The organism is Sulfurospirillum diekertiae (genome assembly GCF_011769985.2).
Taxonomy (GTDB): domain Bacteria; phylum Campylobacterota; class Campylobacteria; order Campylobacterales; family Sulfurospirillaceae; genus Sulfurospirillum; species Sulfurospirillum diekertiae.
Genome location: NZ_CP039734.2, coordinates 2,166,390 through 2,191,653, shown reverse-complemented (window position 1 = coordinate 2,191,653; position 25,264 = coordinate 2,166,390). Strand labels below are relative to the sequence as shown.

22 protein-coding genes are annotated in these 25,264 nt (G+C 40.5%); 4 read left to right on the top strand and 18 right to left on the bottom strand.

Annotation, left to right across the window (positions count from 1 at the left end; genetic code table 11):
- Positions 1-3: 3 nt before the first annotated feature.
- The 4 genes from FA584_RS11170 to FA584_RS11155 form a co-directional block, all read right to left on the bottom strand.
- Positions 4-423 (bottom strand): acyl-CoA thioesterase, encoded by a 420-nt coding sequence (locus FA584_RS11170; protein ID WP_087439299.1) that lies wholly within the window; start codon positions 421-423, stop codon positions 4-6.
- A 141-nt stretch (positions 424-564) separates the two neighbouring features.
- Positions 565-1,953: a sensor histidine kinase gene (locus FA584_RS11165; RefSeq protein ID WP_167749510.1), complete on the bottom strand. Its 1,389-nt coding sequence runs from the start codon at positions 1,951-1,953 to the stop codon at positions 565-567.
- Complete coding sequence (locus FA584_RS11160) at positions 1,947-2,621, bottom strand: response regulator transcription factor (RefSeq protein WP_087439298.1); 675 nt, start codon at positions 2,619-2,621, stop codon at positions 1,947-1,949. The genes FA584_RS11165 and FA584_RS11160 overlap by 7 nt, the downstream gene beginning before the upstream one ends.
- Positions 2,622-2,801: 180 nt before the next feature.
- Entirely contained in the window at positions 2,802-3,470 is a 669-nt protein-coding gene (locus FA584_RS11155; protein WP_087439297.1) for a phosphate signaling complex PhoU family protein, read from the bottom strand.
- A 132-nt stretch (positions 3,471-3,602) separates the two neighbouring features.
- Here FA584_RS11155 and olsF point away from each other — a divergent pair, with 132 nt between their 5' ends.
- A complete protein-coding gene (gene olsF, locus FA584_RS11150) occupies positions 3,603-5,318 on the top strand; it encodes a bifunctional ornithine lipid synthase OlsF (protein ID WP_167749509.1) in 1,716 nt (571 codons plus the stop codon).
- Between the two features lie 42 nt (positions 5,319-5,360).
- Here olsF and FA584_RS11145 read toward each other — a convergent pair whose 3' ends face one another.
- From FA584_RS11145 to pstS, 7 genes are all read right to left on the bottom strand, one after another.
- Positions 5,361-6,962 (bottom strand): methyl-accepting chemotaxis protein, encoded by a 1,602-nt coding sequence (locus tag FA584_RS11145; protein ID WP_167749508.1) that lies wholly within the window; start codon positions 6,960-6,962, stop codon positions 5,361-5,363.
- A gap of 149 nt (positions 6,963-7,111) precedes the next feature.
- A complete protein-coding gene (locus FA584_RS11140; protein ID WP_087439294.1) occupies positions 7,112-7,885 on the bottom strand; it encodes a dioxygenase family protein in 774 nt (257 codons plus the stop codon).
- 9 nt (positions 7,886-7,894) lie between these two features.
- Entirely contained in the window at positions 7,895-9,496 is a 1,602-nt protein-coding gene (locus FA584_RS11135) for a methyl-accepting chemotaxis protein (RefSeq protein WP_087439293.1), read from the bottom strand.
- A 164-nt stretch (positions 9,497-9,660) separates the two neighbouring features.
- Positions 9,661-10,452 carry a phosphate ABC transporter ATP-binding protein PstB gene (gene pstB / locus FA584_RS11130; RefSeq protein ID WP_087439292.1) on the bottom strand — a complete coding sequence of 264 codons (792 nt, stop codon included), beginning with the start codon at positions 10,450-10,452 and terminating at the stop codon, positions 9,661-9,663.
- A gap of 9 nt (positions 10,453-10,461) precedes the next feature.
- Positions 10,462-11,307 carry a phosphate ABC transporter permease PstA gene (gene pstA / locus FA584_RS11125; protein ID WP_087439291.1) on the bottom strand — a complete coding sequence of 282 codons (846 nt, stop codon included), beginning with the start codon at positions 11,305-11,307 and terminating at the stop codon, positions 10,462-10,464.
- Complete coding sequence (gene pstC / locus FA584_RS11120) at positions 11,300-12,166, bottom strand: phosphate ABC transporter permease subunit PstC (RefSeq protein WP_087439290.1); 867 nt, start codon at positions 12,164-12,166, stop codon at positions 11,300-11,302. The genes pstA and pstC overlap by 8 nt, the downstream gene beginning before the upstream one ends.
- 78 nt (positions 12,167-12,244) lie before the next feature.
- Positions 12,245-13,240 (bottom strand): phosphate ABC transporter substrate-binding protein PstS, encoded by a 996-nt coding sequence (gene pstS / locus FA584_RS11115; RefSeq protein ID WP_087439289.1) that lies wholly within the window; start codon positions 13,238-13,240, stop codon positions 12,245-12,247.
- A 379-nt stretch (positions 13,241-13,619) separates the two neighbouring features.
- On the opposite strand from pstS, the gene FA584_RS11110 reads away from it, so the two are divergent.
- Positions 13,620-14,243, top strand: coding sequence for a YkgJ family cysteine cluster protein (locus FA584_RS11110; RefSeq protein WP_087439288.1), 624 nt, complete (start codon positions 13,620-13,622; stop codon positions 14,241-14,243).
- 4 nt (positions 14,244-14,247) lie between these two features.
- On the opposite strand, the gene FA584_RS11105 is transcribed toward FA584_RS11110, so the two are convergent.
- From FA584_RS11105 to FA584_RS11075, 7 genes are all read right to left on the bottom strand, one after another.
- Positions 14,248-15,210 carry an MBL fold metallo-hydrolase gene (locus tag FA584_RS11105; protein WP_087439287.1) on the bottom strand — a complete coding sequence of 321 codons (963 nt, stop codon included), beginning with the start codon at positions 15,208-15,210 and terminating at the stop codon, positions 14,248-14,250.
- A gap of 114 nt (positions 15,211-15,324) precedes the next feature.
- On the bottom strand, positions 15,325-16,242 hold the full coding sequence (locus tag FA584_RS11100; RefSeq protein ID WP_167749507.1) for an AraC family transcriptional regulator: 918 nt from the start codon (positions 16,240-16,242) through the stop codon (positions 15,325-15,327).
- A 51-nt stretch (positions 16,243-16,293) separates the two neighbouring features.
- Positions 16,294-17,436: an MFS transporter gene (locus FA584_RS11095; RefSeq protein WP_167749506.1), complete on the bottom strand. Its 1,143-nt coding sequence runs from the start codon at positions 17,434-17,436 to the stop codon at positions 16,294-16,296.
- Positions 17,437-17,439: 3 nt separating this feature from the next.
- Positions 17,440-18,432: an aldo/keto reductase gene (locus tag FA584_RS11090; RefSeq protein WP_167749505.1), complete on the bottom strand. Its 993-nt coding sequence runs from the start codon at positions 18,430-18,432 to the stop codon at positions 17,440-17,442.
- A 166-nt stretch (positions 18,433-18,598) separates the two neighbouring features.
- Positions 18,599-19,042, bottom strand: coding sequence for a YaiI/YqxD family protein (locus FA584_RS11085; protein ID WP_167749504.1), 444 nt, complete (start codon positions 19,040-19,042; stop codon positions 18,599-18,601).
- 5 nt (positions 19,043-19,047) lie between these two features.
- Positions 19,048-20,295 (bottom strand): DEAD/DEAH box helicase, encoded by a 1,248-nt coding sequence (locus tag FA584_RS11080; protein WP_087439282.1) that lies wholly within the window; start codon positions 20,293-20,295, stop codon positions 19,048-19,050.
- A gap of 255 nt (positions 20,296-20,550) precedes the next feature.
- Positions 20,551-21,678, bottom strand: a complete 1,128-nt coding sequence (locus FA584_RS11075) for a hypothetical protein (RefSeq protein WP_228447984.1) — start codon at positions 21,676-21,678, stop codon at positions 20,551-20,553.
- 151 nt (positions 21,679-21,829) lie between these two features.
- On the opposite strand from FA584_RS11075, the gene ciaB reads away from it, so the two are divergent.
- Positions 21,830-23,692, top strand: coding sequence for an invasion protein CiaB (gene ciaB / locus FA584_RS11070; RefSeq protein ID WP_228447983.1), 1,863 nt, complete (start codon positions 21,830-21,832; stop codon positions 23,690-23,692).
- Between the two features lie 91 nt (positions 23,693-23,783).
- Positions 23,784-25,229: an acetyl-CoA carboxylase biotin carboxylase subunit gene (locus FA584_RS11065; protein ID WP_096047284.1), complete on the top strand. Its 1,446-nt coding sequence runs from the start codon at positions 23,784-23,786 to the stop codon at positions 25,227-25,229.
- The last annotated feature ends 35 nt before the right edge of the window (positions 25,230-25,264 follow it).

Genomic DNA, 25,264 nt, shown 5'->3' with positions numbered 1-25,264 from the left:
GCATTATGCGTTTACTTCAATACCGAGCGCTATGAGTTCGTTATCGGTATAAGGAATGGGCATTTTTTTACCATCCGACGAAACGTTGACATAGGTAATCACGGCACTCGTTACATGTAAACAACGGTGTGCCCCTTCAATGGAGCGTTCGGCATTGACTTCAATACGCACGGTAAGGGATGTTTTCCCCACCTTCATGATCTTAGCATAGCAACTCAGAACGTCACCTACTTTAACGGCTTCTCTAAACTCCATAGATTGTACGGCAACCGTTACTACGCGTCCAACGTTGAGATCGCGTACAGCAAGGCTTCCTGCAATGTCCATTTGCGACATAATCCAGCCTCCAAAGATATTACCAGAGGGGTTAGTATCTTTTGGCATCGCAACAATTTTGATGCGCGGTTCACCCATATTGTACATGTTGAGCCCTTTTTTATTTTGATACACGTTGTAGGCAAAGCCTGCAACGCTACGTTTGCCATTGGGACGCTAAAGCTTGCCAGATACCTGGCCAAAACTTTAACAAAAGTGACGAAATTGATGGGTTTATCTTATAATAAATCAGTTTGAAGGTAATTTAAACGAAAAATCAGATCCTACACCTAAGCTACTTTGTATCTCTAGTGTAGTGTTGTGAAGTTTAAGAATGTAGTTCACAAGAGCAAGTCCAAGTCCCATGGAGTTATCCCATGAGTGTGAATTCGAGCGGTAGAATTTTTGAGTCACTTTTTCGATCTCTTCGCTTTTGATACCCATGCCTTGATCTTTTACATGTAAAGCGTCATTCTCAAGAACAAGGGTAATGCTTTCTTCAGAATATTTGAGGGCATTGTCGATGAGGTTAGTGATGACAAGCTCTATCATCGTACGATCTGCCGATACCATATACATTGCAGGAAGTTCTGTATGAATGGTTCGGGTAGGCTGTTTTTCTCTAAAACTCTGTGCAATTTCTTGAGTCAGCTTCACTAGGTCAAATGTGGTGTTTTGGGTTGTAAAATCACCATTTTCAAATTTGGTTGTTAGCGCTAAACGGTCGATCATATTGGAAATTTTCTGCCCATTTTGAACAATTTTCCCTAAAAAGCGCTCTCTAATTTGTGCATTGGTATTGGGATCATCCAAAAGCGTTTGCGCGTATCCCATGATGGAAGCGATAGGGTTTTTAAACTCATGGCTAATGGCAGAGATAACATCGCTACGTTGTTGACTAATCAGCTTGATCTTAGCGGTGTATTTTCGTTTTTGTTTGGCTCTTTTTTCCAGTTTGGAGGCTAGCTTTTTGAGATAATTGGAAATTTCTAAAAACTCCATACTAAAGTGTGAAGAGAGTTTAATTCTATAATCTTTGTCAGCAATTTGCTGAAGGTTTTCGACAATGTTATCGATCTCTTGTCGAATTTTTTGACTAAAACGATACGCCCCATACAATCCCATTAGAATTGTCACGGTAAAGATAATGGCGATTTTAAACCATAAGGCATAGAAGTTATGCATAATGGTGTCGATGTTTTTTGCCAATCGTAAAAAGTAAACATGATCATTCATACTAAAGCGGTGTGCCACGTATAAAAAATTACTTTTCATGGTATCGGAGAAACGGATAGAGTAACCAAAAGAGGCTTTGCCCGCTTTAATCATCTCTTCACGATGCGAGTGGTTATCCATCGTTTCGCTGTCATGGTCACTGTCGGTAACGACCATACCCTCTTCGTTAATAAGTGTAAAACGAATATCGGTACTCTCTCGAAAGCGTTTTGCAAAACTATCAAGGTCGTTCATTTGAGGTAATTCACGTACTAAAATATTGATATGGGATTCAAGGTTGTTGCGATAGTGATCGATATTGTCACTTTTGATGGCGAAGTAGCTAATCGCACCTGAGAGCAAAAGTGTTGTTAAAAAAAGTGCAAGGAGTGCTCGTGTAATGTGTTGGTGGAGCATTAGCATAAAGTGTATCCTACTCCCCAAATAGACTTGATGTACTCTTTTTCTTTGGTGGGATCTATCTTTTGTTTGAGACGATTGATGGCGACATTGACTGTTTTATCTTGAAAAAATTCATCATTTTTCCACACATGCTCGAGTAAAAATTCACGGCTTAAAACAGAACTTTTGTTTTCAATGAGGGTGCGTAAGAGGTCAAACTCAAGCTTGGTGAGTTCGACCTCTTTGGTGTTTACATGTAAACGGTGTGCTTCAAGATCGAGACTGAGGTCACGGTAAGAGAGTAATGATTTTTCATTTTTGGGTGCAGTACGAGAGAGAATCGCTTTGATGCGTAAAAGAAGCTCTTTCATATTGTACGGTTTAGTAACGTAGTCGTCTCCTCCTCGCACAAAACCTTCTTCAATGTTTGTATCACTGTCTTTGGCTGTGACAAAAATAACGGCTTGTGTGAACCCTTTTTTGCGTAGGCTCTCAACAAACTCACTGCCTTCCACTCCGGGTAAATTTCGATCAACGATGAGGAGGTCGATGGGCTCTTCTTGAAGGCACTTTTCAACATTTTTACTGCTTAAAAAACCGAGTGTTTCATAGCCTTCTTTTTGTAAATGATATTCTAAAAGTTCTAAAAGATCTTCCTCATCTTCAATAATCAAAATAGTCTGTTTCATTTTCCCTCTGATCTTTAACACGCGCGTTGGGCAAAGCTCAACACGCTACGCTAGCCGCTAAGGCACTAAAGCTTGCCACGTACGTGGCAGAAATTTACATTTTTATACGCATGTTAGGAAAGCTCAACACGCTACGCTGGCCGCTAAGGCACTCAAGCTTGCCACATGCGTGGCAGAATTTTAATAGGTTTTCATCTCTCCACCCACACGTGAAAAAATCATCAGTTGGACGATATTGACACTGCGATCTGCCATACGTTCTAACTTGCGCATGGTACTTAAAATCTGAATAAAATCAGCGGATTGATCGATGGTTTTTGTAATGTCACTTAAGATATTTTTTTCCAAAATAGAGTAAAGATCGTCACTTTTGCTCTCTTCCACTTTGACTTTTCGATACGTGTCTTCAAGCGTATCTTTATCGCCAATATCAATCGTGCCAAGGGCTAACGTAACGGCTTGAACAGAGGTTTTGCAAAGGTGTGTTGAGTATTCGTGTAGTGAGATCAATGGTACATCGCCTTGAAGATGGAGTGCCATACGCTTACTGAAACTGCGGATATTTTCAGCAATTTTGACAAGTTCATTGGTGATTTTAAGGTAAGCAACCATTTTACGAAGGTCTTTTGCTTCAGGTCCAAAAAGCGCTAATGTCACAACAATTTCATTATCAATCGCATTAGCTTGAGTCTCCACATTTTTGAGTAAAGTGCGAGCAGATTCAAAACGAGTCACATCTAAACTTTCCATGCCACTCAGTGCTTTTTCACTTGCCATGATAATATCTGATCCTAAACCCAAGAGCATTTTTTTGATTTCACTGAGTCTTTCTTCATACTTTTGAAGCATTTGTATTCCTTATAATATTTGCTCCCATTCTAATAGGAAATCATTACAATATGGTAACATAAAAAGCTCTCCTTCGTTACCGTATCGTAATGAGCTCCTTTTATACTATGCCAAAAAAGTAAAGGAGTATTCATGGTTGATGTTGAAAAAGCATTACACCTCAAGTATCCTAGTATTGTCTATTATCCAACAATTGTGAAAAATTGTCTGATTTATCTGCTGAAAAAACTCTTGCATCAAGATGAGATTAACACCTTTCTTATTCATGGGGAAGCGTATCGTGGATTTGACTTTGTGGAAGCCGTTTTGGAGTATTTCAATTTTGGCTACACGGTTTCTAATAAAGATAAAGCCAATATCCCTTCTTCTGGTCGTGTGATCATTGTTGCCAATCATCCCTTAGGTGCATTGGATGCGCTTTCACTCATTGCACTCATCAAAGAGATACGTAGCGATGTCAAAGTGATTGCTAATGATGTTTTAATGCAGATAGAGCCTTTACAGAGTTTGCTCATTCCCATCGACAATATATCTGGTGCTACGGCAAAAGAGTCAATCAAGAAAGTCTACGATGCGCTTGAAAATGATGAAGCGCTCATCGTTTTTCCCTCAGGTGAAGTGTCACGTGCGCATCCAACTGGCATCAAAGATACGAAATGGAAAAAAGGGTTCCTCAAATTTGCACAAAAGAGCAATTCGCCTATTTTGCCTATTTATATTGATGCTAAAAATTCACCGCTATTTTATACGATTTCGATGATTAACAAAAAGCTTTCGATGATTTTGCTTGCCAGTGAGATGTTTAAAAAGCGCTCTAAAGTGATCAACTTCAAAGTGGGTGAAATGATTGCCTATAAAACGCTTCAAAAGTCAGAGCTCGGCGAAAATACATTGATTAATTTGCTCAAAAAACATCTCTATAAAATCAGTAAAGGTAAAAAAGGGATTTTTGCAACACAAACCGCTATCGCCCATCCTGAAGAGCGCAAAGCAATTCGCTCTGAGCTTAAAAAGTCAACACTTTTGGGTCAAACCAGCGATGGCAAAAAAATCTATCTCTACGAATACGAGAGTGGCTCTATTTTGATGCGCGAAATTGGACGACTTAGAGAGTTTACGTTTCGAAAAGTGGAAGAGGGGACGGGTGGAAAACGCGATGTTGACCTTTTTGACAAACACTATAAACACATTGTATTATGGGATGATGAAGAGCTTGAGGTGGTAGGAGCATACCGCATTGGAGAGGCGAATTTTATTAGCGAATATTTTAGTGTAGATGGCTTTTACTCACAAACTCTGTTTGAGTTTACTCCTGAATTTGAGCCCTATTTACATAACTCCATTGAACTAGGACGAAGCTTCGTGCAACCGCGTTATTGGGGAAGTAGGGCGCTGGATTACCTCTGGCAAGGTATTGGAGCGTATCTGTTTCAAAACCCGCATATTCGTTACATGTACGGTCCTGTGAGTTTGAGTGATGTTTATCCCAAGATTGCCAAAAATCTTATTGTGACCTTTTATGCACTCTATTTTTCAACACCCAAAGAGTTGGTGAGTGCACGCAATCGTTTTTTTATGAGCAAAGCGGAAAAAGAAGAGGCGCAAGCCTTTTTTAAAGGCAATGACTATAAAGAGGATTTTACCGTTCTTAAAGAGCAGCTTTCCTCGATGGATCTCAGTGTTCCAACGCTTTACAAACAATACACCGAACTGTGCGAAGAGGGTGGCATTTTATTTTTAGATTTTAACATCGACAAAGAGTTTGCCAACTGCGTGGACAGCTTTATTTTGGTGGATATTACCAAGATAAAAGAAGCTAAAAAGACGCGTTATATCAAAGGTGCATAAAAACTCCTAAGGCCCTAATAGGGACTTGGGAGTTTTTTTAGCTTAGGCTGTTTTAAAGGCGGAGAGTGCGTGGCTGAGATTGGTGGAAAGTTTGGCGAGGTGTTCTGCTGCACTTGCGATCTCTTCGACGCTTCTGGCATTGGTAGAGGTGAGTTTATGAATGGTTGCAACACGCTCTAACATAACAGCAGCTTCACTGCTTCCCTGTTTGGCTTCGTGTGCAGAACCTTCTGCAATGCTTGCGGTTGCATTCATGCTACTGACGGTTTTAAGCATCAATTGTTGGGTGTTTTCTGCTCGGTGTCCAAGAGACTGAATCTCTTTCGCATTCTTTTTCATAAGATCGGATGTTGTATTGACGGATTGGGTAATAACTGCAACGGTAGAGTTACTCTCTACAAGGCTTTTTTGAGTACGTTCAGCGAGTTTTCGCACTTCGTCAGCGACAACGGCAAATCCACGCCCTTGTTCCCCTGCACGTGCTGCTTCAATGGCGGCATTGAGTGCCAAAAGATTGGTTTGCTCTGCAATATCGGAGATCACCAAAAGGACTTGTTGGACTTGGGAAACCTCTTGATCAAGTTGTTCTAAACGTGCGGATAGATCGGTTTGATTGACAACAACGGTTTGAAGGTCATTTGAGACAGCAAGGACTTCTTCTGAAGCATTATTGAGTTCATGGGCAACATTTTGCATCACTACGCCCGCATGTTGAGCATTTTCTTCGCTGGTATGTAAAATACTTGCAACTTTCTTGGTGGTATTGACCGCATGATCGACTTCTTGGTCTGTCTCTTCGGTACGTTTTCCGATTTGAAGGGAGGTGGAAGAGAGCTCTTCTGCCACAGCGGCATTTTCCATCGCGGTGCGTTTAGCATCATCAATCGCCATGCATAAGTGATCAAAAAGAGCATTGATTGTGCGCATAATGTCAGCAATTTCATCATTTCCCATAATCTCAATCGAATGGCTCAAATCTTTCGTACGCCCAATGTACTCACACTCCTGCGCTGCTTTGGTGAGGGATTTTTTAATTTTAAGGGCGATGTATCTGAACAGAAATGTAGTGAACCCTAAAATGAGAAGTGCCATGACAATTCCCATATGTTGTGCCTTGTTGAGCGTGGTGCCTGCATCGCGTTCGATGAGTTTAGAGAGTTCATCGGAATTTTTTGAGATCGAAATGAAAGCAGTTCTGCCGATGTTGGTCAGCTCTGTAAATTTTTTGCCCTCTGCAGTAGCCAGAAATTCAGGCGAGTTTGTTGTCTCTTTGTATTTTTTTAGCATTTCAAAGCGCGGTGTGCTAGAGGCTTTAAACTCCTCGACGCCTTTATGAATGACATCCAAAAGTTCAATTTCTTTGGCTGAGGTGAGCAAAGGTCTGAGGTCATCAATGGCTTGAATGAGGTTAGTTTGGGCTTGATAGGAATCGTCCATAAATTTTTGATTGTATGAAATTTGATAGCCTCTAGAGTACATCAAAAGCTCTGCTGTATAGCGTGGAAGTTTACCGATGGTCTGCACTTTTGCCACAGCTGTTTGCGCATGATTTCCATTGGACATCAGCAAATAACTAAGCCCTAAAGTACCTATGAGAATAATCGCCAGTAAAAAAAGCAGTTTTGCTTGGACGGTCTGAAACATAAAATATTCCTTAAATATAAAATTTAATTTATTATCGTTCTAATTGTAGTTGTTCTATGTGAGATTTAGCGTGATATTGAGGTTACATGTAAAGAGATTTCACCCTTGGTAAACACTTACGCACCAAGGGTTTGTGAACAAAAGCGGTGTTAATGGAGCATGAAACCTCGCATGGAGAGGCTAGCGTTTTGGAAAAAGGGTGTAATGACGTTGATTTCATCTTCTTCTTTGCGTGTCCCTGCGATGTAAAGCAGTGGTAAATAGTGATCGATGGCTGGGTGTGCCGTTTTAAAATCAGGGCACAACGACTCAATTCTGATCAGTGCATCCGTATCGTTACATGTAAATGCTTTGTCGACAAAAGTATCAACATTTTTGGCCCATTCTACGGCGGGAGCATTGATATTGTAAAAATCAACCAGCCCTAAATTGTGCGTGATGTTCCCACTGCCAATGATCATAATGCCCTCTTCACGGAGCACTTTAAGTTGCTCTCCCATCTTTACATGTAAAGCGAGTGGAAGGTTTTTATTGAGGCTGAGTTGTATGATCGGAATGTTGGCTTTGGGGAAGAGAAAGTGCAAGGGCATCCATGCGCCATGATCTAATCCTCGCTCTACTAAAGGCACATCCAAAAGATCAGCGATGCGTTTGGAGAGGGTATTATTTGTGGGTGATGGATAACTCAGCTCATAAAGAGAAGGAGGGAAGCCGTAAAAATCGTACAACGTCTCATACGCAATACCTGAACTGATGCTCACTGCCGTTTGTGTGGTGTACCAGTGCGCGGAGATAACCAGAATGGCTTTGGGTGCAGGAAGCTCTTTGGAAAGGGCTTCTAAGGCTTCTGTGAAGCTATTTTCCAAAATCAAATTCATGGGTGATCCATGTCCCAAAAAGAGGCTAGGCATAATTTCTGACATTACCGCTCCTTAGGCAGTTTTAAACACTGAAAGTGCATGACTTAAGTCGTTGGAGAGTTTAGAGAGGTGCTCAGCGGCACTGGCAATTTCTTCAACACTACGAGCATTGGTGGTAGAGAGTTGGTGAATATTGTTAATACGAACTAATACTTCATTCGCTTTTGAGCTTCCCGCTTTCGCATCTTTAGCCGTTCCTAGGGCAAGTGCTTTTGCTTCATTCATATTGTCCACGGTTTTGAGCATTAAGGATTGTGTTGTTTCAGCGCGAAGCCCAAGCGCTTGAATTTCTTCTGCACTTTTTTTCATCATTTCGGTTGAGGTGTTCACAGATTGAACGATGACGGCAACGGTTGCATTACTCTCCACAAGGCTTTTTTGAGTGCGTTCAGCAAGTTTGCGCACTTCATCGGCAACGACGGCAAAACCACGTCCATGTTCCCCTGCGCGCGCTGCTTCAATGGCGGCATTAAGAGCCAAAAGATTGGTCTGTTCGGCAATATCGGAGATAACAGAGAGCACTTGTCTGACTTGTGAAACCTCTTGATCCAGATGTTCGAGTCTACTGGAAAGATCGGTTTGACTGACCACAATGGTTTGAAGATCGGAAGAGACAGCTAAAACCTCTTTTGAGGCATCGCCTAACTCATCGGCAACACTGGCAATCATATCACCTGAATGCGTAGAACTCTCTTCACTGGTTTTTAAGATAGAAGCGACTGCTTGTGTGGCTATGACGGTTTCATCAACCTCTTTAGCCGCATCTTCCGTACGTTTGCCGATCTCCAATGAGGTCGAAGAGAGCTCTTCAGCAACGGCAGCATTTTCTAAAGCCGTACGCTTAGCACCATCAATCGCTGTACTTAGTTGAGAAAGGAGAGTATCGACGGTTGTCATCATTTGGGAGATTTCATCGTTTCCAAGGGTTTGAATCGTATGACTTAGGTCTTTGTTTTGACCAATATAATTACACTCATCGGAAGATTTTCGGATGGAGCGTTTAATTTGACTTGCAATAAACCAGAAGAGAAAAGAGACCAAACCTGAAATAACAAGTGCCATCATAATGCCAATGATTCTAAATTTTTCAAGTTGTGCATCTTCATAAGCCATAATGGCATTCGAAAATTTTGTCACTTGCTCTTCAAGAGAAATATTTTCAGTATGAAGTTGTGCTGTTAATTGCGTAAATTTTTTACCATCAGCCGATGCAAGAAATTCAGGTGAAGTGATCTGTGTGGTGTATTTTTTCATAATTTCGATACGTGCTGCATTGGTGGCATAATGTTTGTGAAGATCTGCTTGAATTTGACTTAAACGATCAAGGTTCTCTTTAAACTGAAGTCTTTTTTGCAATGTATCAAGATTTTCAGATAGATTTTTATAAGAGAGGTTATAGGAGTCTAATGATTCTTGATCAAAAAAGAGTTGATAGCCTCGTGCATACATCAAAAGTTGCGCCGTATATTTTGAAATTTCCCCCGTTGTTTGAATTTGGCTTGATGCCTTCTCTGCACCATTTGTGTTAGAAATGAGTAAATAGCTAAGACTCACAGTGCCCAAAAGAACAACAAAAAGTAAGAAGAAGAGTTTAGCTCGAATAGTGGTTAACATAAAAATCCTTGTTGACATAAATTAAAAATTAGCATGCAATTATACATCGGTATACTAAACAATACAATAATAGTAAGATGTAATGGGCTGTAAAATAAGTAATTGAGATTTATTATGAAGGAATTATGAGTTTTACATGTAAAAAGGATGATGGAAGATTGGAATCATCCAAATCTTCCTGTGATGTACTCTTCTGTGAGGCGTTCTTGTGGATTAACAAACATATCTTTGGTGGCTCCTAGTTCAATAAGCTCGCCTAAATACATAAAGGCGGTATAGTCTGAAAGACGTGCGGCTTGTTGCAGGTTGTGTGTGACAATGATAACGGTTAATTGCTCTTTAAGCTCGATGATCAACTGCTCAATGGCTAAGGTTGAGATAGGATCAAGTGCACTGGTAGGCTCATCAAACAACAAAACATCCGGTTCAACCGCAACAGCACGTGCGATACAAAGGCGTTGTTGTTGTCCCCCTGAAAGGGCAGAAGCACCATCTTTTAAGCGGTCCTTCACTTCATCCCACAATGCCGCACCACGAAGCGCTTTTTCCACTTTTTCTGCCAGTATTTTTTTATCTTTTAGCCCTTGAAGTCGCAAGCCATACGCTACATTGTCAAAAATGCTCATTGGAAAGGGGGTTGGTTTTTGAAAAATCATTCCTATCTTCATGCGAAGTGCAATCAAATCAATCTCTTTATCTAAGAGGTTTTGGTTGTCATTGTGAAAGCGAATTTCTCCTTCGTAGCGATTTCCTGGGTAGAGGTCATGCATACGGTTGAACGATCGAAGCAGTGTTGTTTTGCCGCAACCACTCGGTCCAATAAGCGCCGTAACCTTTTTCTTTGCAATAGGCATATCGACGGACTTGAGATTGGGCTCATTTTTTCCTGCATAAAAGAAATTAAAATTTTTAACTTCAAGCTCAAGAGGATCGTTCATGGTAATAATCGTAGACATAAAATTCCTTTATTTATTTCTTTTCTTAATGAGAAGGCGACCACCAATGTTGATGGCAAGAATGGCAAACGCTAAGATCGCCGCACTGGCCCACCCTATTGCTTGCCAATCTTCATAAGGGCTCATGGTATAGTTGAACATCGTTACGGTGAGCGATGCCATGGATTCGGACATGTCGAGTGAAAAAAAGTTGTTATTAAAGGCGGTAAAGAGCAGTGGAGCTGTCTCACCTGCAACCCTTGCAACCCCTAAAAGAATACCAGTGGTAATGCCTGTAATCGCCCCTTTATACACCACTTGAATGATGACTTTCCATTTAGGCGCACCTAGTGCGTAAGCAGCTTCTCTTAGTTCAATAGGAACGAGAGCGAGCATATCATCGGTGGTGCGAATAATGACAGGAATCATAATAATCGCTAGTGCTACACTACCTGCCCATCCTGAAAAGTGCCCAATCGGCATGACCAAGATACCATACACAAAGACACCCACAATGATCGAAGGAGCGGACATCATAATGTCTGAAATATCACGTGTAAAGTTAGCAAAACGTGAATTTCTACCGTATTCACTGAGGTAGGTTCCTGCTAAAAGTCCCATCGGTACGCCAATAATGGTAGATGAGAGAGTAAGCATTAAATGTCCCACTAAAGCATGACGAAGACCGCTAGGTGCAATACCTGGAGGTGCACCATCTTTCATAAAAAGATCAAGAGATATATGTGAAAGTCCATTCACCAAAAGTACCCCTAAAATCCAAAAGAGAAAAAAGATACCAATCGCAGTTGCGAAGAAGGCAAGAGACAGAGCAATGATATTGGTGATTTTTCGTTTTTTATAAGAAGTATTAACCATTTTTTCTCACTTTTCGTAAAAAGGCAAATTTAGCAACGGCGATGACAGAAAAACTAACCACAAACAAAATTAGTGCCAAATAGAAGAGGCTGGAGTAGTATAAATCGCCATCAGCTTCACTAAATTCATTGGCCAAGATCACAGGAATGCTGGTAGCTGGCTGGAGGATGGAGGAAGGCATGTTGGTGCTATTTCCCATGACAAAGGTAACTGCCATCGTCTCTCCAAGAGCGCGCCCCAAAGAGAGGATGATCGAACCGATAACACCGACTTTAGCAAAGGGGATGATGACATCTTTGATGACGTCCCATTTGGTAGCGCCTAGGGCATAGGCTGATTCTTTCAAAATGTCTGGTGTTGTATCCATAGCATCACGCGAAACAGCGGCGGTAAAAGGAATAATCATAATAGCTAAGATAACACTCGCAGTCAATGTGCCGATACCTGAACTATGCGTCAATTTTTGAATGATAGGTACAAAGAAAAAGAGACCCCACATACCATAAACAATGGATGGAATTGCAGCAAGAAGTTCTATCATAGTTCCAATCAATGCTTTGAAACGTCCTCTTGCAATTTCAGAGAGAAAAATAGCAATACCAAGGGCAATGGGTGTTGCTAAAACCATCGCAATGGTTGTACTGGAGAGTGTTCCATAAATGGCTGGAAATGCTCCAAATTTTTCAAGGTTAGGCGCCCAATCGGTGTCAAAAATAAATTTGAGTCCAAGGACATCAATGGCAAGTTTAGCGTGGTCATACAAGACATAAAAAATACTCACAAGAATTAAAAGTACAGAGAGTGACATCACTCGTGAGAGATTTTCAAATATAAAATCGCCAACATTAAAGTTTTTCATTGGTTCAATGGTTCCTTGTCCTATAAAGATAAAAAAGTACGCTAAGCAAGGGGAAAACCCTTGCTTAATAGTTTAGTATTATTTAGCGCCGTTTGCTTTCCAATAAGCAACAATAGCGGTAATTGTTTCTTTTGGAAGGGGAATATAACCCAATTTTTGTGCTTCTTCCGCACCTTTTTCAAATGAGTAGTCAAAGAATGTTGCTACTTTTTTGTTTTCTGCTACTTTTTCAGTTGGCAATAAGATAAAGGTTGCCGCTACGATTGGATAGGTCTCTTTACCTGGTTGGTTGGCTAGGATTTGATAAAATCCTTCTTCTGCTTTCCATTTAGCATTGGCTGCTGCTGCTTTAATCGTTGCAGTGGTTGGTTTTACCCAAGTTTTTTCAGCACTTTGAATGGTTGCCATTGGAAGGTTGTTTTTTTCAGCATAAGAAGTCTCAACATAACCGATTGAACCTGGAGTTTGTTTGATCATATTTGTAACACCCTCGTTACCTTTTCCACCGATACCAATTGGCCATTGAACGGTTTTACCCAAACCTACTTTCTCATGCCATGCTGGACTGATTTTGTCTAACCAGTAAGTAAAGTTCCATGTTGTACCACTACCATCTGAACGGTGAGCAATCGTTACTGCTAAATCAGGGAGTGTAACGCCAGCATTGTCTGCTGCGATTTTTGGATCATTCCATTTGGTAATCGTACCCATGAAAATTCCCTCGACAACCGCGTTAGATAGTTTAACTTCTTTGCCGTCAAGTGTTGGAATATTGTACGCTAAACCGATTGCACCGACAACGGCTGGAAATTGTAAAAGTTTATCTGCAGCCAATTTTGCAGGTTCCAATGGCTCATCAGATGCACCAAAGTCTACGGTACGCGCTTGGATTTGTTTGATTCCACCGCCACTACCGATGGATTGATAATTGACTTGAATACCTGTCGCTGCCTCATAGGTGTGAGCCCATTGGTAATAAATAGGAGCTGGGAAACTAGCACCTGCACCACTAATTTTATCTGCTGCAATAAGGCTAACCGCTGCTAATGCAGAGAGAAGAAGCATTTTTTTCATAGAAATCCTTTTTGTCAAGTTTGGTTTTGTAACGCTCAAATTTTAGTGGGATTTAATTACGATTTGATTACAACAGGTAAAGGGTTTTATGACTCAATGGAGGTGGATTTTCCAAAGAAAATAGTTAAAAATCTTCTTTAAAGACTAATTCCCCAAACGCTTTATACACAACAATCTCTTGGGTTTTAGGTGATAAACTTTTTTAGTTAGATTTTACATGTAAAGCATTATAATCCAAAAAGGAGAATACTCAAGAATGACATACCCTTTTGAATCTTCCTTCATAAAACAAGGAATGGATAATGCTTTTCTAGGCGTCAAGTAGCATCTTGTTTTACATGTAAAGAGACACAATAACGTTGATAGCAAAGTGGGTTTTATGGAAAGTATAGGAAGTTTTGTCAATATCAAAAGTCACGATTTTCATTTTCACGGTTGTTCAACCTGTGAAGGTCACTGTTGCAATGGGGCTAAGGGTTTTGCCGCGTCTCCTCTTATCTTAGAGGATTTCGAAGAGGTTTATAAAAATTTTCCGATTCTTTTTAGTGTCAAAGAGCAAAAACTAGTAGCGTATGTCCTCTTAAATGATGGGAAGAATTATTGTAAATATTATGTCAATCAACAATGTAGCATCTACTTGCAAAGACCACCTGCGTGTAAGCTTTATCCCGTAAGTCCTTATTTTGAGCACATATTTATCGACACTGCTTGTCCTTCTGTCAATCAGGACTCTGGATACTCTTTATGCTATGATGGGCAATTAAACAATGCCTTTGCTACCCACAGATTGGAAAATTTCGTTGAAAAACTTGAAGCAACCCATGCTTTTCTTGAAAGTATTCAAAATTTGGATCATTTTGAGTATGTGGGTGATTTATTGGGAATATCGCTTCTCAAATACACCCAACCCAGTGATAATCAATACATCAAAATGCACTTAGAGTCTTTAAAACATTTCTGGCTTTATACGCAAACGAAAGATCAAGAATTAGAGGTTTCCTAGAACGCTAGTGTAAAGGAATGCTCATGATTTCACCCAGAAAAGGGTTGAGTATAAGGACGTTCTGCTCTTTTGTAATTTTCAGCGATTGGATGATCGGATCTAACCAGTGATGAGGTGAAAGCCTAAACATACTCCAGTGAATGGGAACAAAAAACTTTGCTTGAATATCTTTGATCGCTTGAACGGTCTGCTCTGGCATCATGTGGGCATTAATCCAGCGTTTATCATACTGACCATTTTCCATAAAAGCCACATCAAATGCTCCATAGCGCTCACCAATCTCTTTAAAATGGGGACTGTACGCTGAGTCTCCACTGAAAAATACGTTTGCATTTTTCCCTTTGATAACCCATGAAGCCCACAGTGTTTTATTGTGCCCCAAAAGGTTTCTGCCTGAAAAATGGTGGGCTGGGGTGGCGGTAAAGTGTATGGAGTCCATTTGATAGGATTCATGCCAATCAAGCTCTACGATTTTTTGCTCCAATATTCCCCATTTCATCATATAGCGTTTAATGCCAAGAGGTACCACAAAGCGTGTCTCTTTGTCTTTGAAAAATTGGATACTCTTTTTATCTAAATGGTCATAATGATCATGTGAAATCACGATAACATCGATATAAGGCAACTCTTTGAGCATCAATACGGGTGGTTGAAAGCGTTTAATGATTCCTTTGATAGGCGAGGCATAGAGTGAAAACATAGGATCAAGGAGCACCTTAATACCATCGATGTTGAGCAGAACCGTAGAGTGTCCAAACCAGATGAATTTGAGCCTATCGCTGGCTTTTTCAAATGCTTCAAGATTGGGTTTGATTTGTGGTATCTTGCTCGTAGGGATTTTCTGAGCCGATTTGTAAAGAATTTCTTGTGCGGCGCGAAGGCTTTGCTTTAAGGTCATTTTGGGTGTTTTAATAGGATAGAGATTCTGAAAGCGCTGTGTTTTAGGATCAAAATTTAATGTGTTCATAGGGTATCTTTGTTTGAATATAAAGGTGATTGAATCATCAAGTGTAGAACAATTCTCTATAAAAGTTGCATATTTCAATAAAACGTTTACATGTAACGCGTTACATGTAAAAAATTAGGCAATATTTTCCGCATCGTGATGAATCGTTTTTGCATACGTTTTAGGTGGAAGTCCAAACATGCGCACGTATTCTCTGCTAAATTGTGATGGACTTTCATATCCGACAGCAAAAGCAACTTCGCTTGCGTCAAGACCTTGCGTTAAAAGCATGCGTCTGGCTTCTTCAAGTCTCAGTGTTTTTTGAAATTGCAACGGACTCATAAGCGTGACTTTTTTGAAGTTATGGTAAAGCGAAGATTCGCTCATTGCAAACGTTTTGGCGAGCTCTTTTATATTGATATTTTCGGCAAAATCATTTTTAATTTTTGAAATAACTTTCACAACTTGTTGGGTACTACTGCCATCCATCAAATATTTTCGCAAAAATTCACCACCTTTATCGCTCATCACGATGTACAAAAGCTCTTTCATGATAAGCGGAGCCATAAATTTGATGTTTTGAGGCGTATCCAGCAGACGCACTAAGCGCATGAGTGGATCCAGTAACGGTGTGTTGCTTTCTCCAAAACAGAGCCCACGTTCGGGTGTTCGCATAGTCACACACATCGCTTTAGGTTCCATCTCTTTCATCACTTCAAAAATATCTTCCATCGTAAAGGTAAGTTTCAATGAGATAAAAGGATGCTCTGTTGAAGCTTCTGTAATGCGGACACGTGTGGGCATATGCGTGGAGGCAAGTACGTAACCTAAAGCATCATACCGGTAGTACGTTCCTCCCAAGAGTAAGATTTTAGCTCCTTGCAACACAAGACACAACGAAGGTTCATAAATGGCAGGGATGCACTCGGTATTTGTCGTTGTGGTGTAAAAACTTAATGAGGGAATAGCCGTTTTCATCACGCCTTCTTCAGCACATTTTGCCAAAATAATTTGAATGAGTTCTTCTTTGTAGCGTTGAGGGGATGTGTCCATCAAAAACTCCTTGTGAGAAAATTATAACACGTTCATAGGTATAAAGAATTTTCAATGCCATTTTCGCGAAAAGAGTAACAAAAAGAGTGCCATTAACACAAAAAAAATGGCGATATCATACAGAGAATGAATCGGTAAATGGGCAATGCTGATGCCTCCCAGTGCTGCACCAGTGGCAAAGCCAAATTGGACAAACGAAATATTCAGGCTCAACAGTATGCCAGAAGCTTCAGGCGCAATAAAGGCTAAATGAATACTCTGTGCGGGACCGAATGTCCATGCGGCACTTATCCAAATAAGAAGTAAGAGCGATGTCAAGATCAGTGAATGTGACACCAAAAGAAGCAGCACAAGCATGACACAAGAAAGCAACATACTGCCTATGAGCGTGGGTGCAATGCCGACATGATCGGCTAAAAAACCTGCGAGTTTTGTTCCAATAAAACTCGTAATTCCCAGCGCTAATAAAATCGTGCTGATTTCGTGTTCGCTGATCGTACGGATGGAAAACAGAAGTGGCATGATATAGGTGTTAATCACGGCATAACTGATAAAAAAGAGAAACGTCACCCCAAGGGCCGACAAAATTTTGGGCTGCTTTAGATAGGCCAGTTGCACCCTTAAAGCAATAGGCGTCTGCGAAAGTGTTTTTGGAATACTTTTATGTACCACCACCAAACAGAGCAGACTCAAAATGCCAATCATCCAAAAAATAGTTTGCCAATTTGCCACAGCCGTAATCATACGCCCTAGAGGAATTCCCAAAACCAAAGCGAGGCTAAAGCCCATGGCGATGTTTGCCATGGCAACTCCTTGTTTGCCTTTTTCGGCAAGTTGCGCACTGATGCCATACGCGATGACAATAAACACCCCCGCACCCGTACCTACAATCATACGAGAGATGACAATGAGAAAGTAGCTTTGAAACAACAGCATCGCAAAGATGCCAATAATGAAGATAATCAAAGAGAGAATGAGCTGTGCCTTTTGACTCATTTTTGCCGTTACCATTATGATTAAAGGTGCACCAATAGCGCTGGCAAGGGCATAAACACTGACCAATTGACCCGCTTTGGAAAGCGAAATATTTAAGGAAGTGGCGATTTGGTCTAGCACCCCTACAATAATATATTGTGAAGTGCCGACCAAAAAACTCATAAAAGCGAGTAAGTAGATTTTTTGTTGGTTGCTCATAGGTTACTTTTTGACAAATTTGGTTTCGCGTTCACTGTAACGAGGTCCTACATTGGGATAGCGTTGAACGATAGCCTCGATGGCTTTCAAATCGGAAGTGCTTAAGCTCACATCGACCGCTCCTGCGTTGTCTTCCAAATATTTTCTTCGTTTGGTTCCAGGAATAGGGATGATATTATCGCCTTGGGCGATGACCCAAGCAATGGCTAGTTGCGCCGGAGTGCAATGTTTTTCAGCAGCGAATTTTGCAAAGGCAGTAGCGAGTTTTTGATTGTTTTCTAAATGCTCGCCATTGTAACGAGGCAGTGTCTTTCTAAAATCACCCTCTTTAAGCGTGTTTACATCCAAAGCATTGCTCATTAGCCCGCGACTGAGCGGTGAAAAAGGGATAAAACTAATGCCAAGTGCTTTGGTTAACGGTAAAATCTCGGCTTCCACGCCGCGTGTTAAAAGAGAATACTCACTTTGTACCGCACTGATAGGGTGAATGGCATGGGCTTTTTTTAAATCCTCAGGCGTGCATTCACTGAGTCCCAAGTAACGCACTTTTCCCTCTTTGACTAGGTCACTCATCGCACCAACGGTCTCTTCAACGGGAATGTTTGGATCAACACGATGTGCATAGTAAAGGTCAATCGTCTCAATCCCCAGTCGTTGAAGGCTTTGCTCAACCGCCTCTTTGGCGTGTTTGGGTGAACCATCAAGGTACATCTCAAAGGCATCGCCATGTGTTTTTCGTGTTCGAAAGCCAAATTTAGTCGCGATAAAAATTTTGTCACGATTGGGGACGAGAACTTTGGAAATAAGTTCTTCATTCACGCCATTGTCATAAATGTCCGCCGTATCCCAAAAATTGATGCCAAGTTCCAAAGCTAGGTTTAGGGTGGCAAGGCTTTCATTGTCATCTTTTTGCCCATACGCAAAGCTCATACCCATACATCCAAGACCGATGCTTGAGATTTTACTATCCGTTTTTCCAAGTATTTTGGTGTTCATTGCTGTCATCTCCATGTAATCATATTGGTGATGAAAGTATAAAACGAAAAGGTTCTGGGAGGGTAGAACGATTGTGTAATATCATTGCCTAATTCTGCAAAGTATTGGATTGAGAAAAATGAGATAAGAACTTTACATGTAAAGATTTTGCGCTTTACATGTAAAACTATTTGCGCTTTTGTAAGAGCGCATTGAGCGCATCGGCGAAGGCTCGCTTTTGTTTTTCACCAATGGCACTAGGACCTGTGGTGATTTCGCCCGCATCTCGGAGTTCTTGCATTAAATTGCGCATGGCAAGGATGCTTTTGATATTACTCTCATCGTAAATCGTACCTCTTGGATCGAGGGCAAGAACGCCTTTGCTCACCAGTCTATCCGCTAACGGAATGTCTGCGGTAATCACCAAGTCACACTCAACGGCATGTTCGACGATGTAGTGATCGGCTTCATCCGCGCCTTGGGAGACAATAATCATTGTGAGTAGAGGCGAGTCTTGAAGCGGTATTTTTTTATTCGCAACAAAATGGGTGGTAATGTTACGCTTAAAGACGGCTCGAAGCAGAATCTCTTTAAGCGTGTTAGGAAAGGCATCGGCATCAACGTAGATCATATCTCTTACCTATTTCTTCTTTTTTCAACGTATTCGCGAGGGGCATTGTCCCTGCGACGCGGTTGACCTTGTGGTTTACTACCACGACCTTGCTGAATAGGCTCTGCTTTAATCTCAGGATTTGGTTCAAATCCCTCAACAATTTCGCGTTCAAATTTTTTGTTGACGAGTTTTTCAATACCTCGTAAATACTCATGTTCATCCACGCACACTAAAGAGATGGCTTCACCATTGTTTCCAGCACGCCCTGTCCTTCCAATTCGGTGAACATAGTCTTCCGCAATGTTTGGAAGTTCAAGGTTGACAACATAAGGGAGTTGGTCGATGTCCAGTCCCCGTGCAGCAATGTCGGTTGCTACAAGCACTTTGACGGAGCCATTTTTAAAATCAGCGAGCGCTTTGGTTCTGGCACCTTGACTTTTATTGCCATGAATAGCAGCAGAGTTGATACCAATCTTCGCAAGATACTCAGAAACTTTGTTGGCATGGTGTTTGGTGCGTGTAAAGACCAAAATTTGCTCCCATTTGTTTTCTTGAATCAGCTTAGCGAGTAGGGCAGTTTTACGCTTACAATCGACCATAATAACACGTTGTTTGACCAATTCACTGGAGGTATTACGACGTGCCACTTCGACGATGACGGGATTTTTTAAGATGGATTCACAGAGTTTTTTAATGTCATCGGAGTAGGTGGCTGAAAAAAGAAGGTTTTGGCGTTTGGTTGGAAGCAGGGCAATAACACGGCGAATATCTTTCACAAAGCCCATGTCTAACATACGATCAGCTTCATCGAGTACAAACGTTTCAATATGTTTGAGATCGATAGTCCCTTGAGATACATGGTCTAACAAACGACCCGGTGTTGCGACAAGAATATCAATACCAGCGCGTAGGATCTGAATTTGAGGGTTAATACCTACTCCTCCAAAGATAACCGCACTTTTGAACGGAAGGTATTTACCATACGCTTTAACGCTCTCTTGTACTTGTGCTGCAAGCTCTCTCGTTGGTGTTAAGATAAGCACGCGAAGAACGGGTTTCACTTTGTTGCGTGGTTTTTGAGACAGAAGCTCTAAAATTGGAAGGGTAAAACCCGCCGTTTTTCCTGTTCCTGTTTGCGCACCTGCAAGCATATCGCGACCTTCTAAAATAGGAGGAATCGCTTTTTCTTGAACGGGTGTTGGGGTTGTGTAGCCTTCATCTTGAACGGCTTTTAAAAGAGGGGCACTAAGATTGAGTTGTGAAAATAACATAAATTGGGGTTTCCTTTTGGATTGTCATAAAGAGACGTTGTGTCACAGTGGTTTATCGACTCGAAAGAGTGTTACATGTAGACGCTCCCTTACCTTCTACAGTGAGGGAAATATATAAATAAGGCTTGATGTATCACGCAAGACCTTAAAAAACTAGAGGAGTATTCCTCGTATGGATAGCATATCATAGCTTTTTCTTCATTAATCTTACGCATTTGATGTCCTAAAGGCGCCAAGCAAAGCGTTTGGATCTTTTTAGCTGAGATGCTTTAGTTGCTGTTTCAAATCGACTAAGAGCCCATTTTGACGCAAGGCAACATACTGTCTTATCTTGGTTTTCATGAACGTATTGGGTTGAATGTTGAGCACAATGGTTTCGTTAATAATGCTAAAAATCGTTGCTTTTGCCGAGATCATGGTTAAAAAACCTTTAACCGTAGGAATCTGAAAAGAGACATCAAACTCTTTGTCAACAAGCTCTTTATGGATGAGTTTTTCAATGTCGACAAGCTTTACATGTAAAACAACAGAACTCTCTGAGAGGGTGTCTACATTGCCATCAATACATTTGATTTTATTGAGCAAAAGCGTTGCATTAATAGGCTTTTGAGGTTGGACTCTGGTGTAACTTCGATCGAGTGGGGACGCATCTAGAAATTCTAAATTCGCAAGCACGAGGAGTGATTTAGCAGGATCAACTTTAATAATTTTGGCTTTGATGATATTGGGGATTCTGTCATGTTGAATAAAGGTAAAACTCTCTTTGGTGTAATAAAAAATCTTAGGTGCATTGACGGTCAGTTGTGCGATGCCTTCATCAAACTTGGCGATATTTGCCTCTTCTTTGATGGAGATACCATTGTAAAGGTTGTACAACGTGACTGCTTTTTCTTTGTGCAAAATAGAGGTGAGAACATCATTTTTATTTTGGGTCTCGTAAAAATCAAAATCAAGGGTTCCGTAAAAGATTTTTTTGCGGGTGGAGAGGCGTGACATGATGTAGTATTTATCCAAACGGTCGAGTAAACTTTTGTAGGAATCACTTGCATCAAAAAGGGTCATACCGATGTTCTTGATCTCAATTTTGAAGTTTTGTTTGATGTTGTGTTCTAATTTTTTGAGCATTTTTTTGGCATAATGGATTTTAAAATCGCGCAAAATAATTAAAAAAGTGTCATTTCCTTGTTGTAATAGCGTTTGAAATCCAAGTTCTGTATGAATAAATGCGATCAGATCCTTAAAGAAAAAGGCATCTTCTAAATCGACTTCAAATCCAAATTTAGCGATACAAAAAGAGGTTTGATGGGCTTTTGCAAAGGTGATATTTGCCTCAACAATGCCTCGATTGAGGTAGGTGTTAATGGATTCATAGTGACTACTCATCATCTATCCTTCTTCGTAGTATAATCCCATTGTGTTAATAGTCCATGAAAAGCAAACTTAAAATTTTTAAGTATTAAGGTGATAGTTAATCTCTTCATGATATAAGGGGAGATAAAATTATACTTAAAAAAATACAAAAAATGTGAGAATGATGATGACTCCGAAATTTGAAAATGATCTAAAGCGGTTTTATGAACTTCTAGGGGAGCGCCAAAGGGCTCTTGGGAGTTATTTTAGTATTGTGGAATCTGAAGATTGTGACAAGCGTATCGAAACATTGATCGATACCTTTCTAACAAGTATTGAATTAAGTTTAATTCGTGAAAATAGGGTCGCAGCACTCACTCGTCTGATTAACCTTCGTGATGAACAGATGGTTCAAGCGTTAGAAAAAGAGGCTAAAGATGAGGTTTTCATCACCCAAGCGAAAGAAAAAGCGTATGTGTGGGTAAAAGATTTCTATCTCAAATGTCACAATGAACTGATTATGCAAGTACAAAAAGAGTGGCTATTTTCACCTTTTTATCGTCGACTTTTAAGAGGAGTCCATGAAGTAGGCGTTGTGATGAGTGCGTGGCAATCGCACTGGAATGAACACATTATTAATACCATCAACCCACTTCTCGAACTTGAATACAATAAAGACGCTCAAGCGATTGCTGAAATGTTACATGTAAAAGGGTTAATGGATCCAGATCCTTCAGGAAACGACGGTGATAGGTCGTATTCTGTTTTGGAAAAAGTAGAAGGTGGCTATATTGCAAGAGCTTATGCAACAGCTTTTCCAAAAGAGATTTCACAGGTTCGAAATACCCTTCAAGATTTATGTGATGATCTCTCTGAAATGGATGATCCAGACTTGGATCAAAAAGAGGCGTATATTAGCTATCTTAAAGCGCTCAGTGATGCTTTTAGCGAAGAGGAACGCAGTGAACTGATTGCAAAATGGGCAGAAGTGGATCGTAAATGGATGAAGATTACCTCTCCAATTCAAATTGGGCATCCTTTGGAATACTATGAAGATCACTATAAGAAGGCGGTTGCATTAGAGTGGGATGTCAGGGTTTCTAACCCTGAAGACAAAGGTGCTTACGTAACGTATGAGCGAATTTTGAAAATGATCATTCGTCTGTTTGATCAAAATAATCTTGATGCAACACAGATCAAAGAGATGATGCTTTTTAATTTGAAACGTGTTCAGCTGTACATCGGAAGACCTGCTCTTTTTTATGCGGCAGAGTTTAATGGACTTTTTTCAGCACAAGTGGTTCCCAATGATGAAACGGTCAGTCGCGAACTTGGCAAAAAGATTTTTGCCTTTTCCGATAACATCTTAGACTCTTTGCGTGATAAACCCTTTTTGAAAATTAATCAAGAGGTTTTAGGTAAAGATTTTATGGATAAAGAGCGTGAACTGATTTATCATGATGCAAAAACATGGCATCAAGTGTATGAAGTGACAACGATTGGGCATGAATTTGGGCATATTTTGTGGATGGATCATGACACTGAAGCGAAGATGAATCAAAGCGGCGTCTTTAAAAATATTGAAGAATTTAAAGCAACGACAGGTGGCTTGGTTGCGTTTTTTATGCAAGAAGATGAGCGTCTCAAAGAGGCCATTTTACGTGATACCATTAAGCGTTCCATTGGTTTAATTGGCTGGATGAAAACAGGTGAAGTGGAGCCGTATTACTGCGAAGGGTTAATTCATTTGACGGGACTTTTTCAAAGTGGTGTTCTGACTTTTGATCAAACATTGCGGATTGATCTTTCAACCAATACCTATGAAACGCTTAAAGAGTGGTACTTTAAAACCTATACAGAACTTTTGGAACATTACCTCGCCAAAGCAGATGCTAAACTCTTTTTAGAGCGCTATGCACGTAAAGAAGAGGGCATATACTTTCCTAATGACCCTCGTGTGCACTCCTTTGTGGATTACTATTGGGCATTGCATCAACGCATGGGACGCGATATTGACGAGAGTGTCAAACGTTCAGATTGGCTTTAAAGGTTATGTCAAAATTATGTCTTACTTGTAGGGGTTAGTTTAATATTTAAGTGATATAATTTGTTCTCTATTTTTTAGTAGGAGTTGACGAGTGTACGCACGAAAAATCACAAAGGTATTGATTGCCAATCGCGGTGAAATCGCGCTTAGGATCATTAGGGCATGTAAAGAGTTGGAGATCAAAAGTGTTTGTGTTTTTTCAACGATTGATGCGAACGGTGTTTGGGTCCGAAAAGCAGATGAGAGTTATTTGCTCAAAGGCGATCCTATTCAAGTCTATCTGGATTACAAAAGTATCGTAGCTCTTGCCAAAGAGGTCGGTGCAGATGCCATTCATCCAGGTTATGGCTTTTTGTCTGAAAATGCTGATTTTGCACAGTATTGTATTGACCATGACATCGCTTTTATTGGTCCAAAACCTGACCATATAGCACTTTTTGGTGACAAGATGGCATCAAAAATTGCAATGAAAGCAGTAGGAGTACCTGTTCTTGAAGGAACAGAACAACCGATTATTGATATGAGCGCTGCTATTCAAGTTGCGCGTGAAATTGGTTTCCCTGTGATTATCAAAGCTGCCTTTGGTGGTGGTGGTAAGGGTATGCGTATCGTCAAAAAAGAGGAAGAGTTCATTCCGATGTTTGAAGCAGCAACCCAAGAAGCTGAGCGCTTTTTTGGGCGAGGTGATGCCTTTATTGAAAAGTATGTTCAAAACCCTCGTCATATCGAAGTGCAAATTATGGCGGATAAATTTGGTAACGTTATTCACTTAGGTGAGCGTGACTGTTCTATTCAAAGACGTCACCAAAAAGTGGTTGAGATCGCACCTAGTCCAAGATTGAACAACGCAGTACGTCAAGAACTGCTTCGTGCTTCTAAAAAAGCAATGTTCAAACTAGGGTATGAGAGTGTTGGCACGATGGAATATCTTGTTGATGAAGAGGATAACTTCTATTTCATTGAGATGAATACCAGAGTACAAGTGGAACATACGATTACAGAAGCAATTACGGGCATTGATATTGTTCAAAGTATGATTCATATTGCAGAGGGTAAACCTCTTCCAACATTGCAAGAAGATATTAAGTTTAGAGGCTATGCGATTGAGTGCCGTATTAACGCGGAAGATCCTAAAAATGGATTTATTCCTTCTTCAGGTCGCATTACCACCTATCTCTCTCCCGGAGGTCCTGGTGTAAGACTGGATGCCATCGGCTTTAAAGATTACGTTGTTCCAACCAATTATGATTCAATGATCGGAAAAATGATCGTTGTGGGCATTGATTGGGAAGGTGCTGTACGTAAAGCGAGACGTGCTTTGGATGAATTTATTATCTCTGGCATTCCTACTAATATTCCCCTTCATCGTCAAATTGTACGCGATGAAGATTTTAAACAAGGTATCTTTGATACGACTTATCTTGATAAAAAACTTCCTACCTTTACACTTGATGCGATTCATGATATTGAGGAAGATGAAATCAAACATGAGCACATTGCAGCTATTGTTGCAGCGCTCAAAAATAAAGGGATCTAATCTCTCTTCTTTGCTTCAGAGATATGCGCTTGCAT

Coding starts and splice junctions, on each gene's coding strand:
- FA584_RS11170 (WP_087439299.1), bottom strand. CDS start 423: ATGTACAATATGGGTGAACCGCGCATCAAAATTGTTGCGATGCCAAAA.
- FA584_RS11140 (WP_087439294.1), bottom strand. CDS start 7,885: ATGTCAGAAATTATGCCTAGCCTCTTTTTGGGACATGGATCACCCATG.
- FA584_RS11100 (WP_167749507.1), bottom strand. CDS start 16,242: ATGGACACATCCCCTCAACGCTACAAAGAAGAACTCATTCAAATTATT.
- pstB (WP_087439292.1), bottom strand. CDS start 10,452: ATGTCTACGATTATTACCATGAACGATCCTCTTGAGCTTGAAGTTAAA.
- pstS (WP_087439289.1), bottom strand. CDS start 13,240: ATGAAAAAAATGCTTCTTCTCTCTGCATTAGCAGCGGTTAGCCTTATT.
- FA584_RS11160 (WP_087439298.1), bottom strand. CDS start 2,621: ATGAAACAGACTATTTTGATTATTGAAGATGAGGAAGATCTTTTAGAA.
- FA584_RS11080 (WP_087439282.1), bottom strand. CDS start 20,295: ATGTTATTTTCACAACTCAATCTTAGTGCCCCTCTTTTAAAAGCCGTT.
- FA584_RS11110 (WP_087439288.1), top strand. CDS start 13,620: ATGGAAAGTATAGGAAGTTTTGTCAATATCAAAAGTCACGATTTTCAT.
- pstC (WP_087439290.1), bottom strand. CDS start 12,166: ATGAAAAACTTTAATGTTGGCGATTTTATATTTGAAAATCTCTCACGA.
- FA584_RS11165 (WP_167749510.1), bottom strand. CDS start 1,953: ATGCTAATGCTCCACCAACACATTACACGAGCACTCCTTGCACTTTTT.
- FA584_RS11095 (WP_167749506.1), bottom strand. CDS start 17,436: ATGAGCAACCAACAAAAAATCTACTTACTCGCTTTTATGAGTTTTTTG.
- FA584_RS11075 (WP_228447984.1), bottom strand. CDS start 21,678: ATGAGTAGTCACTATGAATCCATTAACACCTACCTCAATCGAGGCATT.
- FA584_RS11155 (WP_087439297.1), bottom strand. CDS start 3,470: ATGCTTCAAAAGTATGAAGAAAGACTCAGTGAAATCAAAAAAATGCTC.
- olsF (WP_167749509.1), top strand. CDS start 3,603: ATGGTTGATGTTGAAAAAGCATTACACCTCAAGTATCCTAGTATTGTC.
- pstA (WP_087439291.1), bottom strand. CDS start 11,307: ATGGTTAATACTTCTTATAAAAAACGAAAAATCACCAATATCATTGCT.
- FA584_RS11135 (WP_087439293.1), bottom strand. CDS start 9,496: ATGTTAACCACTATTCGAGCTAAACTCTTCTTCTTACTTTTTGTTGTT.
- ciaB (WP_228447983.1), top strand. CDS start 21,830: ATGATGACTCCGAAATTTGAAAATGATCTAAAGCGGTTTTATGAACTT.
- FA584_RS11085 (WP_167749504.1), bottom strand. CDS start 19,042: ATGATCTACGTTGATGCCGATGCCTTTCCTAACACGCTTAAAGAGATT.
- FA584_RS11090 (WP_167749505.1), bottom strand. CDS start 18,432: ATGAACACCAAAATACTTGGAAAAACGGATAGTAAAATCTCAAGCATC.
- FA584_RS11105 (WP_087439287.1), bottom strand. CDS start 15,210: ATGAACACATTAAATTTTGATCCTAAAACACAGCGCTTTCAGAATCTC.
- FA584_RS11145 (WP_167749508.1), bottom strand. CDS start 6,962: ATGTTTCAGACCGTCCAAGCAAAACTGCTTTTTTTACTGGCGATTATT.